Raw genomic sequence first — 14,528 nt, 5'->3', positions numbered from 1 at the left:
ATCCCGAGTTCGGCCGCCCGGCGGGGCAGCGCGGCGGCGAGGTCCGCGGTGAGCGGGACCTCGGCGCGGCGCGCGCCGCTCCGGTCGGCGTCGGCGGGCAGGCCGGGGACGAGCAGGGTCGGCTCGGCCACGCCGTCGAGCTCGTCCGCCCAGGCGCGGGCGGACGCGGACGCGTCCCGGTCCGCGAGCCAGACGAGGAAGTCCCGGTACTCGGGCGGCCTGGGCAGGGCGTCCGCGGCGCCGCCCGCCCGGTAGAGGGCGAGCAGCTCGCGTGTCAGCAGCGGCACGGACCATCCGTCGAACAGCACGTGGTGGGAGGTGAGAACCAGCAGCGACGCGTCCGGCGCGGTCCGCACCAGGGCCATCCGCAGCAGCGGCGGGACCTCCGGGTCGAAGTGGTCGGCCAGGTCCGCGGCGAGGAACGCGCGCAGCGCGGCGTCGCGGTCCGGGGCGGTCCGGTCGCGCAGGTCGAGGTCGCGCCACGGCAGGGCGAGGCCGTCCACGACGAGCTGGATCCCGTCGCCCGAGGCGCCGCCGGTGAAGGCCGTCCGCAGGTTGGGGTGCCGGTCGAGCAGGGCCTGCCCGGCCGCGCGCAGCCGCGCCGGGTCCACGGGCCCGGCCAGCTCGAACACCAGCTGCACGTGGTAGGGGTCGTAGCCGTCCCCGGTGAGGGCCGACTGGTAGAGCAGGCCGGGCTGGAGCGGGGTGAGCGGCCAGGCGTCGGCGAGGCCGGGGTACCGCTGCTCCCAGGTGTCGATCTCGCTCTGCCGCACCGCCACCAGCGGGAGGTCGGCCGGGGTGAGGCCGCCCGCGCCCGGGCGGGCGGCGTGCGCGGCCAGCTCGCCGAGGACGGCGAGCCACGCGCCGGTCAGCTCGGCGACCTCGGCGCGGGACAGCACGCCGGAGGGGAAGTCGAACCGGGCGCGCAGCCTCGGCCCGTCGCCGGTCTCGGCGACGTAGGCGTTCACGTCGAGCGTGGTCAGGACGGGCATGTCCGGGTCGGGGCGGACGGTGAGCCGGTCCGCGCCGACCGCCCGCGTCCAGCCGAGCCCGCGCAGGTCCTCCGGCATGTCCGCGGCCCCGAACCGGCCGAGGTAGTTGAAGGTGATCTGGCCGGACGGCAGGTCCGCGAGCCCGGCGTCCCCGCCGAGGTGGCGCAGGACGCCGTACCCGAGGCCCTTGTCGGGGAGCGTGCGGAGCCGGGTCTTGACGGCCTTCAGCACGTCCCCGAGCGCCTTGCCGGCGTCCGGGCGCAGGGCGGTCTCCGGGACGTCGATCCGGACGGGGAACAGGCTGGTGAACCAGCCGACCGTCCGGGACAGGTCGGCTCCCGGGAGCGCCTGCTCCTCGCGGCCGTGGCCCTCCACCCGCAGCAGCGCGGACGGCGCGGACACGCCGCGCGCCCGCCGCCACCGGCCGAGGGCGACCGCGAGCCCGGCGAGCAGGCCCTCGTCGACGCCGCACCGGAACGCGGCGGGCAGCGTCGTGAGCAGCGCCTCGGTGAGTTCGGCCGGGACCTCGACGTCCAGCCCCTCGGACGTGGCCTGGACGTCGGTCGCCGGGTCCAGGGGGCGCGCGCCGAGCAGCGGGTCCGGGCCGGCCGTGATCCCGCGCCAGAGCGGGAGCTCGGCGGCCCTGCCGGGCGCGCCGTCGGCGAGGGCGCGGGCCCAGCGCCGGAAGGACGTGGCGACCTCGGGGAGCCGGGGCTCGTCGCCGTCCCGGACGGCCCGCCAGGCGGCGGCCAGGTCGGGGAGCAGGACGCGCCAGGACACGCCGTCCACGACGAGGTGGTGCAGCGCGACGACCAGCAGGCCGGGGTCGAGCCACACGAACCGCGCCATCACGCCCGCGGACGGGTCGAGCAGCGCGACGGCGGCGTCCAGCTCCCGCTGGGGGTCGGCGGCCGCGCGCGGCACGCGGGTGAGGAGCGTCCGGACGTCCACCGCGCCGGGCGGCCCGACGGTCAGCTCACCGCCGGTGAGCCGCGAGCGCAGCATGTCGTGCCGGTCCACGACCGCGCCGAGCACCGCGACGAGGCCGTCCTCGGTGATGCCCTCGGGCAGGTCGAGCATGGTCGCCATCGCGAACCGGTCGGTGTGCGGGCGGTCCAGCAGGAACCGGGCGATCGGCGGGAGCGGCAGCGTGCCCACGCCGTCCTGCCCGGCGTCGCGCTCCGGATCGGAGCCCGCCCCCTCCCCGGCCCCGCGTTCGGCCCTCTCCTCGGCCTTGGCGGCGAGTTTGGCGACCGTCCGCAGCTCGAACATCTCGCGCGGGGTGATCTCGACGCCGAGGGCCTTGGCCCGCGACACCACCTGGATCGAGCGGATGCTGTCGCCGCCGACCAGGAAGTAGTCGTCGTCCACGCCGACGCGGTCCAGGCCGAGGACGTCCGCGACCACCCCGGCGAGGACGGTCTCGGTCTCTGTTCGGGGCGCGACGAACGGTGTGTCGGCGGACGGGCGGACCGCCGCGGCCTCCCGCCCGGGGCCCTCGACCACACCGAGCCGGCCGTCCGGCTCGGCGGCGGCCCTGCGCAGCGTCCGGACGAACCGGTCGGCCAGGTCGGCCACGGTCTCGCGGTCGAACAGGTCGGTCGCGTACTCGACGTTGCCGACCACGCCGCGGCCGGGGACCTCGCCCAGGATGAACGACAGGTCGAGCTTGGACGTGGCGGTCGGGACGGTGTCGAGCGACGCGCGCAGCCCGGCGAGCCCGAAGTCGCCGTCGGTGACGTTCTGCCAGGCGAACATGACCTGGAACAGCGGGTGGTAGGCGGTGGACCGCTCGGGGTTCAGCAGCTCCACGAGCCGCTCGAACGGGGCCTCCTGGTTGTCGTAGGCGGCCAGCGCGCGCAGCCGCACCTCGTCCAGCACCTCGCCGAACGTCGGGTTCGCCGGGACCCGGACCCGCAGCACCCAGGTGTTGACGAAGAACCCGACCAGGTCGGTCAGGGCCTCCTCGGTGCGCCCCGCGATCGGCGAGCCGATCGTGATGTCGTCGCCGCAGCCGAGCTCGCGCAGCAGCACGGCGAGGGCGGCCTGGAGAACCATGGACATGGTCGCGCCGCGCGCCCCGGCGAGCCGTTCCAGGGCCGTGACCAGCTCCGGCGCGAGGGTGAACTCGACCAGGCCGCCGCCGTGGCCGGGCGCCTCGGGGCGCGGCCGGTCGGTGGGCAGCGGCAGCGGCTGCGGGACGCCCTCCAGCTCGTCGCGCCAGTAGCCCGCCTGCGCGGCGAGCGTCCCGGCCGGGTCGTGCTCGTCGCCGAGCAGCTCGCGCTGCCAGAGCGTGTAGTCGACGTACTGGACGGGCAGCTCGTCCCAGTCCGGGACGCGCCTGCCGAGCCGCGCCTCGTAGGCGGTGCCGAGGTCGCGGGTCAGCGGCGCGATCGACTCGCCGTCCCCGGCGATGTGGTGGATCAGCAGGAGCAGGACGTGCTCCTCGGGCGCGGTCCGGAACACCTTGGCCCACACCGGCGGCTCGGCCGCGAGGTCGAACAGGTGCACCGCCTCGGCCGCGACGGCCGCGTCCAGCGCGGACGGCTCCACGTCCACCAGCGGCGTGCGCAGGGACGCGTCGAGCAGCGCGTCGTCAGGTGGCAGGACGCGCTGGTACGGAACGGCGTTCTCGTCCTCGCCGACCAGCGTGCGCAGGCTCTCGTGCCGCGTGACCACGTCGCGCAGCGCGAGCCGCAGCGCCGGGACGTCCAGCGCCCCGGACAGCCGCAGCACCAGCGGCACGTTGTAGGTCGCGGACGGCCCGTCGAACCGGTGCGCGAACCAGAGCCGGTGCTGCGCCGCCGACAGCGGCGCCCGCTCGGGCCTCGGCTCGACCCGGCGCAGGACGGGCCGCTCGGACGGACCGGTCGGCAGCCGCCGCACCAGCTCGGCGACCGTCGGCGCGTCGAACACCACCCGGATCGGGACGTCCACGCCGAGCGCGGTACGGATCCGCCCGACCAGCCGGGTCGCGAGCAGCGAGTGCCCGCCGAGCGCGGCGAAGTCGTCGTCGATGCCGACCCGCTCGACGCCGAGGACCTCGGCGAACAGCGTGCACAGCAGCTCCTCGCGGGGCGTGCGCGGAGCGCGTCCGGCCCCGGCGCCCGCGCCGAAGTCGGGCGCGGGCAGCGCGGCCCGGTCGAGCTTGCCGCTGCCGGTCAGCGGCAGCCGGTCGAGCGGGACGAACGCGGCCGGGACGAGCGAGCCGGGCAGCCGCGCGGCGGCGTACTCGCGCAGGTCGTCGCCGAGCCTCCGCGGGGTGAACCAGGCCTGGCCGTCCCCGGCGGACTCCGTGGACGCAGTGGACTCAGTGGACGCAGCGGACTCCGTGGACGCGGCGGGCGCGGCCGACGGAGCCGGCGGGGCCTCGGCGGCGTCCGGGCGGACGCCGTAGACCGAGTACAGGCCGGTCCCGGCGAGCTCGTCGGTGGCCTCGACGGTCGTGCGGAAGCCCCGTCCGCGCAGCATCCGGACGACGGTGTCGAGCCGTCCGCCGATGTCGTGCACCTCGACGACGACCTGCCGGACGATCGGCCAGTGCTCGGCCTCGATGCCGCGCAGCACCTCCAGCTCGGACTTCTCGGCGTCCACCTTGAGCAGGTCGATCACCGGGATGCGGTGGGCGCGGACGAGGTCGGACAGGGTCCGCAGCGGCACCCGGACGCGCTGACCGCGCAGCCGCTCGGTGAGCAGTTCGGCGCGGGCGTCGTCGTCCAGCTCGGCGAGGGCGTCGTCGTTGGCGATGACCCGCTCCAGGACGTGCCGCTCCTCGTCCTCGTCGGCGTACCGGCCGGACAGCATCGACAGGTCCGGGTAGTAGGTGAACTCCGCCTCGCCCGGCGCGCGGGCCAGGCCGCACCGCTCGACCACGGCGTCGATGGCGTGCAGCTCCGCGTTGATCGCGAACATCTCCGCCAGCTCGGGGATGGGCTCGACCGCGTAGATCCGCGCGTCCGGCCGCCGCGCGGCGACGAACATCGAGAACATCCCGACGTGCCCGCCGACGTCCACGACGTGCGCGTCCGGCGGCAGCAGCTCGCTCGCCCGCAGGTACTCGTTCCGGACGAAGATCTCCTCGTACAGGAACGCGGTGTTCGACCGGTTGCGCGCGCACACGAGCCGGCCGTTGGGGAGTTCGTGCAGCTCGCGGCCGTCGAGCCGGCCCTCGCGGCGGAGCCGGGCGAGGCGCGCGACCGCGCCCGCCGTCTCCCGGTCCGGGACGGTGTAGGCGACCAGGCGCGGGCCGCCCGCCGCGTCGCGGACGACCACGGCGCAGCGGTCGACGGCCGGGTGGGCGGCGAGCACGGCCTCGATCTCGCCGGGCTCGACCCGCTGGCCCCTGATCTTGACCTGCTGGTCGGCGCGTCCGAGGTACTCCAGTTCGCCCCGGTGGTCCCAGCGGACCACGTCGCCGGTCCGGTACATCCGCGCGCCGGGCGGCCCGAACGGGTCGGCGGCGAACCGCTCGGCGGTCAGCCCGGACCGCGCGACGTACCCGCGCGCGAGCTGGTCGCCGGCGAGGTACAGCTCGCCCGCGACGCCCGGCGGGACGGGCGCGAGCCGGTCGTCCAGCACATAGCAGCGGGTGTTCCAGACGGGGCCGCCGATGGTGACGGCGCCCGTGGCGTGCGGCGGGCAGGCGGCGGCCGTGACGTCCACGGCGGCCTCGGTCGGGCCGTACAGGTTGTTCAGCCGGGCGCGGTGCGAGCCGGGCGGGAACACCTCGTAGAAGAGGTCGCGGAGCTGCGGCGTGAGCGCCTCGCCGCTGCACACCACCTCGCGCAGGCTCGTGCAGCCGCGCGCGGCGGGCTCCTGGAGGAAGTCGCGCAGCACCGACGGGACGAAGTGGACGAGCGTCACGCCCTCCCGCTGGACGAGCCCGGCGAGGTAGGCGTGGTCGTGGTGGCCGTCCGGGCGGGCGACGACCAGCGTCGCGCCGGACAGCAGCGGCAGGAACAGCTCCCACACCGACACGTCGAACCCGAGCGGCGTCTTCTGCAGGACGCGGTCGGCGGGCGTGACGGCGAAGTGGTCGCGCATCCACAGCAGGCGGTTCACGATCGCCGCGTGCGTCACGGCGACGCCCTTGGGCCGTCCGGTCGAGCCGGACGTGTAGAGGACGTAGGCCGTGTTCGCGGGCGCGGGCCCGACGAGCTCGGCGTGGGGGTCGCTGTCGGCCTGGTCGGTGTCGGTGATGGCGAGGCGCTGCGCCCCGTCGGGGACGGGGGCGTCCGGTCCGGCGATCGTGAGGGCCGGGCGGGCGTCCTCGTACAGGTGCGCGATGCGGGCGGCCGGGTGGTCCGGGTCGACCGGCAGGTACGCGGCGCCCGCCTTCAGGACGGCCAGCAGCGCCACGATCAGGTCGGCCGAGCGCGGCAGCATGACCGCGACGACGCTCTCCGGGCCGACGCCGCGCGCGGCGAGGCGGCGCGCGAGGCGTCCGGCCCGCGCCTCCAGCTCGGCGAAGGTCAGCCCGGCGTCCTCGAAGCGGACGGCGGTGGCGTCCGGGGTGCGGGCCGCCTGCTCGGCGATCAGCTCCGGCAGCGTCGCCGGCGGGACGGGGTGCGCGGTGTCGTTCCAGCGCGACACCACCAGTTCGCGTTCGGCCGGGTCGAGCACGTCGATGCGGCCGACCGGGATGTCCGGGTCGTCCGCGAACTGCTGGAGGATGCGGCGGAACCGGTCGGCGATGGCGTCCACGGCGTCCCGGCCGAACACGTGCCGCTGGTACTGCAGGACGACGTGCAGGTGCGGGTCGGCGTCCGCGACGACCGCGATGGGGTAGTGCGAGCCGCCGTACGGGGTCAGGCCGGTGACGTTCAGCTCCGTCCCGGTGTTGGCCTCGCTCAGCCCGACGTGGTCGATCGGGTACGACTCGAACACCACGAACGTGTCGAAGAGGCGGCCGAGGCCGGTGTCGTGCTGGATCTCGGCGAGGCTGCGGTGCTGGTGGTCCAGCAGGGCGGCCTGCTCGTCCTGGACGCGGGTCAGCAGCTCGGCGAACGTGGCGGAGGCGGGGCAGCGGACGCGGACGGGCAGCGTGTTGATGAACAGGCCGACCATGCCGTCCACGCCGGGGATCGCGGGCGGGCGGCCCGAGACGGTCGCGCCGAACGTCACGTCCCGCTGCCCGGTGAGGCGGCCGAGCAGCAGCGCCCAGGTGCCCTGGACGAGCGTGTTCAGGGTGACGCCGAGCCCCGCCGCGCGCCGCGACAGCCCGCGGACCAGGTCGGCGGGCAGCGGCACGTCCACCTGGCCGACGTCGGCGGCGTTCACCGCGGACGTCGCGGGCGCCAGCAGCGTCGGCTCGGTCACGTCGGCGAGCGCGTCCGCCCAGGCGCGGGCGGCGGCCTCGTCGTCCTGCGCGGCCCGCCATTCCAGGAACTCGCGGTAGTCGCGGACGCGCGGCAGCGACGACGCGTCCCCGGACGTCCCGTACAGGCGGAGCAGGTCGCGCAGCAGCAGCGGCACCGACCAGCCGTCGAACAGGACGTGGTGGGCGGTGAAGACCAGCTCGGCCGAGTGCGGGCGCGGTGAAGACCAGCTCGGCCGAGTGCGGGCCGGTGGCCGCGAGCGACAGCCGCAGCAGCGGCGGCTCGGCGAGGTTGAAGTAGGTGGCCCGGTCCTCCTCCAGGAAGCGGGTGAGGTCGGCGTCCGGGTCGGGGCCCGCGGTGAGGTCGGCGTACCGCCAGGGCAGGTCGACGCGGCGCGGGACGGCCTGCACGTAGTCGCCGTCGTCGGTGGGGACGAACGCGGCGCGCAGGTTCGGGTGCCGGTCCAGCAGGGCCTGCCCGGCGGCGCGCAGCCGGTCCGGGTCGGGCCGTCCGGACAGGTGGAGGACGAGCTGCACGTGGTAGGGGTCGAAGTCGTCCCCGGCGAGCATCGCGTGGAACAGCAGCCCGGACTGGAGCGGGGTGAGCGGCCAGATGTCGGCGAGGCCCCCGTACCGCTCCTCCCAGTCCTCGATCTGGTCCTGCCGGACGCGCGCGAGCGGCACGTCCGAGGGGGTGAGGCCGCCCGCGCCGGGCGCCGTCGCGTGCCGGGCCAGGCCCTCCAGCGCGGCCTGCCACAGGTCGGCCAGCTCGCGCACGTCGTCCGCGCCGAGCACGCCGGACGGATGGCTGAACCGCGCGGTCAGCCGCGGCCCTTCCGGGGTGTCGGTGACCAGGGCGTTGACGTCCAGGCACGACAGCGCCGGCAGGTCGTCGTCCGGGGCGGCGACCAGCTCGGTCGCCTCCGGGGTGCGGGTGAAGCCGAGGCCGCGCAGGTGTTCGGGGTTGTCGGTCTCGGCGTACCGGCCAACGTAGTTGAACGCGATCTGCCCGCTCGGCAGCGCGGCCAGCTCCTCGGCGGTGTCCGGGTTGAGGTAGCGCAGGAGGCCGTAGCCGATGCCCTTGTCGGGGATGCGGAGCAGCTGCTCCTTGACGGCTTTGACGGTGCGGCCCGCCGCCGGTCCCCCGGCGATCGCGTCGTCCACGTCGGCGTCCCCGACGTCCAGGCGCACCGGGTACATGCTGGTGAACCAGCCGACCGTGCGGGACAGGTCCGCGCCGGGCACCACCTCCTGCTCGCGGCCGTGCCCCTCCAGCCGGACCAGCAGGGACGTCTCGTCCACGCCGCGCCCGCGCCGCCAGCGCGCGACGGCCAGCGCGAGCGCGGCGAGCAGCCCGTCGTTCACGCCGCCGTGGTAGGCGGCGGGCAGCCTGGTCAGCACGGCGTCGGTGACGGGCGCGGACAGCCGCACCCAGTGGTGCCGGACGGTGGACGCGACGTCCACGGCCGGGTCGAGCGGGCGGTCGCCGAACACCGGGTCGGGGCCGTCCACGATGGAGCGCCACAGCGGCATCTCGTCCGCGCGCCTCGGGGCCTCCTCGGCGAGCGCGTGCGCCCAGCGCCGCACGGAGGTCCCGACCTCGGGCAGCTCCGGCGCGAGTCCGTCGCGGATCCGCTCCCAGGCGGCGGCGAGGTCGGGCAGCAGGATCCGCCAGGACACGCCGTCCACGACCAGGTGGTGCAGGACGATCAGGAGCCGTCCCCGCGCGGCCGGCCGGTCGAACCAGACGAACTGGGCCATGATCCCGGCGGCGGGGTCGAGGCGCCCGGTGGCGGCGTCGAGTTCGGCGGCGGCGACCTCGTCCCAGGTGTCGTCCGTGCAGCGGACGCGGGTGAGCAGCGGCGACACGCTCACCGATCCGGGCGGCGCGATGTCGAGGCCGTCGGGGACGAGCCGGGACCGCAGCGCGTCGTGCCGGTCCAGGACGGCGCCCAGGGTCGCGAGCAGGCCGGGCTTGTCGATGCCGTCCGGCAGGTCCACGACCATCGACATCGAGAAGCGGTCGACCCCGCCGCCGAGCCCCATGAGGAACTCGCCGATCGGCAGGAGCGGGGCGACGCCCACGCCGCCGCCGGACAGCTCCTCCAGTCCGCTCTCCTCGCCGGTCTTGGCCGCCGCGATCTCGGCGAGCCGCGCGACCGTGCGGCCCTGGAACACCTCGCGCGGGGTGAGGGAGATCCCGTGCGCGCCCGCGCGCGTGACGACCTGGATCGAGCGGATGCTGTCGCCGCCGCGGGAGAAGAAGTCGTCGTCCACACCGACCCGGTCGACGCCGAGGACCTCGGCGTACACCGTCGCGAGGATCTCCTCCTCGGGCGTGCGGGGGGCCTGGTACTCGCCGCCGGTGAACTCGGGCTCGGGGAGCGCCGCGCGGTCCAGCTTGCCGGTCGGGGTGAGCGGCAGCCGGTCCAGGACGACGAACACCGACGGGACCATGAACTCCGGCAGCCGGGCGGCGACGAAGCCGCGCAGCTCGGCGGCCGACACCCCGGCGGTCAGGTCCACGTTCCGGTGCCGTCCGCCCTCGGTGGCCTCACCGGGCCGCCCGGCCGGGACGACGTAGCCGACCAGGTGGCGGCCCGTGGGCAGGTCGTGCGCGGTCACCACGGCCTGCGCGACGCCGGGGTGCGCGGTCAGCGCCGCCTCGATCTCGCCGGGTTCGATCCGGAAGCCGCGCACCTTGAGCTGCGCGTCGTCGCGGCCGGCGTACTCCAGGGTGCCGCCGGCGGTCCAGCGCGCGAGGTCGCCGGTGCGGTACATGCGCTGGCCGGGCGGGCCGAACGGGTCGGCGACGAACCGCTCGGCGGTCAGCCCGGCGCGGCCGTGGTAGCCGCGCCCGACCTCGCCGGCGACGTACAGCTCGCCGACCACGCCCGGCGGGACGGGCATCAGGCCCGGCCCGAGCACGTACGCGCGCATGTTCCCGAGCGGCGTGCCGATCGGCGCGCCGCCGTCCGCGTCGGCGGGCAGGGGCCCGTCCACGACGTGCGCGGTCGCGTAGAAGCTCTCCGACTGGCCGTAGGCGTTGACGACCCGGACGCCCGGGAACGCCTCGCGCACCCGCCGCACCAGCGCGGAGGGCAGCGCCTCGCCCGCGAAGACCAGGCCGTCCACGCTGGTGTTGGGCGCGATCTGGTCCACCAGCTCGGCGAACACCGACGGGACGGTGCTGATCACGCCGCCGTTCCAGCCGCCGCGCTCGCCGAGCTCCAGGACGTCCCGGACGACCTCGACGATCCCGCCGGACGCCAGCGTCGTGACGATCTCGAACACCGACACGTCGAAGCCGACCGAGGTCCCGGCGAGCATCCGCGTGCCGGGCCGCAGCCCGACGGTCGCGGCGAGCCGGGTCACGCCGTTCACCACGCCGCGGTGCGTGATTGCGACGCCCTTCGGCGTCCCGGTCGAGCCGGACGTGTAGAGCACGTACGCCACGTTGTGCGGCTGCGGCGGGACGGGCTCGTCGTGCGAGGTGCGGTGGTCCGGGCCGTCCAGCCGGAGGTCCTCCAGGTGGAGGCGGGGCACGTCGGGACGTGGCAGGAGGCCGCCGGTCGCGCGGTCGGTGAGCAGGAACAGCGGCTGGGCCTCGTCGAGGACGTGCTCCAGCCGCGCGCTCGGGTAGCGCGGGTCGATCGGCAGGTAGCCCGCGCCGGACTTCAGGATCGCCAGCAGCGCGACGACCAGGTCCGCCGAGCGCGGGAGGGCGAGCCCGACCAGCGTCTCCGGCCGGACGCCGCGCCGGACGAGCGCCCGCGCCAGCCGGTCCGCGCGCGCGTCCACCTCCCGGTAGGTCAGCTCGCGGCCCTCCCAGACGACCGCGACGGCGTCCGGGGTCTCGGCGGCACGCCGCTCGACCAGGCCGGGGACGGTGTCCCGGGGCGTCGGCGCGGCCGTGGCGTTCCAGGCGGCGAGCCGGTCGCGCTCGTCGGCGGCGAGGACGTCCACGGCGCCGATCCGCGCGCCGGGGTCGGCGGCGAGCCGCCGCAGGACCCGGACGAGCCGGTCCCCCATCCGCTCGGCGGTGGACCGGTCGAACAGGTCGGTCGCGTACTCCAGGCGGCAGCGCAGCCCGCCGCCGTCCGGGTCCTCGGTGAAGTTGAACTCCAGGTCGAACTTGGCGGTGCCGGTGCCGGTCGCGGTCAGCGCCGCCGTCGCGCCCGGGACGTCCAGCTCGACGCGGGCGTCGGTCTGCCAGCTGAACATGACCTGGAACAGCGGGTGGTGCGCGGTGGAGCGGTCCGGGTTGAGGGCCTCCACGACCCGCTCGAACGGGGCGTCCTGGTTGTCGTAGGCGGCCAGGGCGCGGTCCCGGACCCGGTCCAGGACGCGGTCCAGCGTCGGGTTGCCGGACAGGTCCGCGCGCAGCACCCAGGTGTTGACGAAGAACCCGACGAGGTCGGCGAGCTCCTCCTCGGTGCGGCCCGCGACGGTCGCGCCGATGGTCACGTCGTCGCCCGCGCCCAGGTGGTACAGCAGGACGGCGAGCGCGGCCTGCACCGCCATCGCCGTGGTCATGCCCTTCGCGCGCGCCAGCTCGGCGACGGCGGCGGTCAGCCCGGCGTCGATCCCGATGTCGACGACGTCTCCCTCGTGGCTCGCGCGGGCCGGGCGCGGCCGGTCGGTGGGCAGCCGCAGCCGCTCGGGGGCGCCGGACAGCTCGTCCCTCCAGTAGCGGAGCTGGGTCGCCAGGACGCTCTCCGGGTCGTCCTCGTCGCCGAGCATCTCGCGTTGCCACAGCGTGTAGTCGCGGTACTGGACGGGCAGCCCGGGCCAGTCGGGCGCGTGCCCGGCGAGCCGGGCGGTGTAGGCGGCGGCGAGGTCGCGGGCCAGCGGCACGGCCGACTCGCCGTCCACCGCGACGTGGTGGATCACGAGGACCAGGACGTGGTCGTCCGGCGCGGCGCGCAGCAACCGGGCGTGCACGGGCACGTCCTTGGCGAGGTCGAACCGGTGCGCGGACGCCTCGGCGATCGCGGCGTCCACGCCGTCCGGGCCGGTCTCCACCAGCGGGACGGGCAGCTCCAGGTCGGCCGCGGGCACGACGCGCTGCTCCGGCGAGCCGCCCTCGTCCTGCGCGAAGACGGTGCGCAGGCTCTCGTGCCGGACGACCACGTCCCGTAACGCCGCGCGCAGCGCCCCGACGTCGAGAGCGCCGTGGAACCGCACCGGGAAGGGCACGTTGTAGACCGCGGACGGGCCGTCGAGGCGGTCGATGAACCACAGGCGGCGCTGTGCGAAAGAGATGGGGGTCACTGCGCTTCCGCTCCTGTTCCAGGCATGCCGGTTTCAGGGGTGCCGGGGCCGGGTTCTCCCGGTCCGGGTGTGCTGGGGCCGGTTGTTCGGGTGCCGGGGTCGCCGACGAGGGCCGCCAGGGCCGCCACGGTGGGGTTCTCGTAGAGCTCGTGCGTCGTCAGCCGGACCGCGAGGCGGTCGTCGAGCAGCGCCAGCAGCCGCGTGGCGCGCAGGGAGTTTCCGCCCAGGTCGAAGAACGAGTCGTCGCGTCCGACGGCCGGGCGGTTGAGGGCGTCCGACCAGATCCGCGCGATGCGGCGCTCCAGGTCGGTGGCGGGCGGGGCGGACGTGCGGCGCGTCCGGGCGGGGGCGGCGTCGAGCAGCAGTTGCGCGGCGTCCACGCCGCCCTCCGGCGTCCGCGGGACGCGGGGCACCTCCACCAGCCGCACCGGCACGGGGACGTCGCGGGTCAGCGGCGCGACGGCCGCGCGGACCGCGTCCGGGTCGCCGCCCGCGTGCGCGACCACCAGCTCCCCCGCGTACAGGTCGCCGGGGGCCAGTTCCTCGGCGAGTTCGGGGTGGGCGAGGTCGAGGCCGAGCAGGAGGTAGTGGTGCGGTGCGGCGAGCGCGGCGAGGAACAGCCGCAGGCCCTCGTCGGGGTCGAGCGCGCGGAAGCCGCGCCGGGCGGCCGGCTCGGCGGGGCGGTCGCGGTTGACGCCGACGCCCGTCCACATGCTCCAGGCCAGGCAGCGGACGTCCCGGCCGCGTTCGTGGCGCCAGTGGTCGGCGAATCCGGAGAGGAAGCCGCTGGCCGCCGCGTACGCGCCGAACGAGTGCCCGCCGAACTCTCCGTTGACCGAGCCGAACAGGACCAGCGACGCGTCCGGCCGGTGTTCGAGGAGGCGCGCGAGCGCGAGGGTCCCGTCGACCTTCGGCCGGAACTGCTCGGCGAACGTTCCGGCGGTCTCGTTGGCGAGGGTGTGCCGTTCGAGCGCGGCCCACTGGTTCGTGGGGTCGGCGGCGGCCAGGTGCAGGACGCCGTCGAGCGGGCCGTGCCAGTCGGCCTCGGCCTCGGCGACGGCGGCTTCGAGGGCGTCCGCGTCGGCGACGTCGACGCGCCGGTAGCGGACGTCGCCGAGCGCCCGGAGCGCCGCGAGCCGGTCGGCCTTCTCGCCCTCGGCGGGCGACCGGCCGGTGAGCAGCAGCCGCACGCCGTGCGCGGCGACCAGGTACGCCGCGAGGTCGTGCGCGATGCCGCCGAGGCCGCCGGTGACCAGGTACCGGCCGCCGGGGACGACGGGCGGCGCGTCCGGCACCGCGTCCTCGGGGACGGGGCTGAGCCGGGGCGTCCAGCGGCGTCCGCCGCGGGCCGCGACGACCACTCCGGGGTACTCGCGGTCGGCCAGCTCGGCGCGGACGGCGTCCGGCCATTCCGCCCGGTCGGACGGCAGGTCGAGCAGCCGGACGCGCAGCGCGGCGGCCTCCCGCGCGGCCGTCCGGACGAGTGCGGGCAGCGCGCAGACGCCCAGGTCGACGCGGTCGCCGTCGCGCGCGTGCACGGCCCCGCGCGTGGTCACGAGGACCAGCGGGCGGCCGAACTCGCCGTCCGCGAGCGCGCCCACCAGCGCGGTCAGCTCGGCCGTCGCCACCGCGACCCGCCGTGACACCTCGCCTTCCGCGGAGAGCGGCAGGGCGAAGACGACCGTGTCGAGGGGGCCGTGCTCGGCGGTCACCGCTTTCAGCAGGTCACGCAGCCGGACGCGGTCGGGGTCGCTCCCGCCGAACGCCTCGTCCCGGTCGACGGCGAGCGCCGGCCCGTCCACGCTCAGCCGCTGGAAGTCGTCCGGGGCGGCGAACACCAGCCGGACGCCCGGCGCGGCGTCCGGGGCGGCGTCCGGGGCGGGGTCCGGTGCGGGGTCCGGTGCGGCGTCCGGGCGGTCCGCGGTCTCCGGCAGCGGGGTCCACAG

At 76.3% G+C, this 14,528-nt stretch carries 2 protein-coding genes and 1 pseudogene; all 3 read right to left on the bottom strand.

Features of this window, described 5'->3' with window-relative positions:
- The coding region (locus DZF91_RS42720; protein WP_199486756.1) for a non-ribosomal peptide synthetase at positions 1-7,466 on the bottom strand (7,466 nt) is incomplete at its 3' end.
- A 145-nt stretch (positions 7,467-7,611) separates the two neighbouring features.
- A pseudogene (locus tag DZF91_RS43190) lies at positions 7,612-12,582 on the bottom strand (amino acid adenylation domain-containing protein); the annotation flags it as partial.
- Positions 12,579-14,528, bottom strand: a 1,950-nt coding sequence (locus tag DZF91_RS20495) for an SDR family NAD(P)-dependent oxidoreductase (RefSeq protein WP_117359074.1), incomplete at its 5' end; no start/stop codon positions are given. The gene DZF91_RS20495 and the pseudogene DZF91_RS43190, both read right to left, overlap by 4 nt.

The organism is Actinomadura logoneensis (assembly GCF_003428695.1).
In the GTDB taxonomy this organism is placed as follows: Bacteria; Actinomycetota; Actinomycetes; order Streptosporangiales; family Streptosporangiaceae; genus Spirillospora; species Spirillospora logoneensis.
The sequence above is the reverse complement of the archived record's forward strand: the minus strand, read 5'-3'. Positions and strand labels throughout refer to the sequence as shown.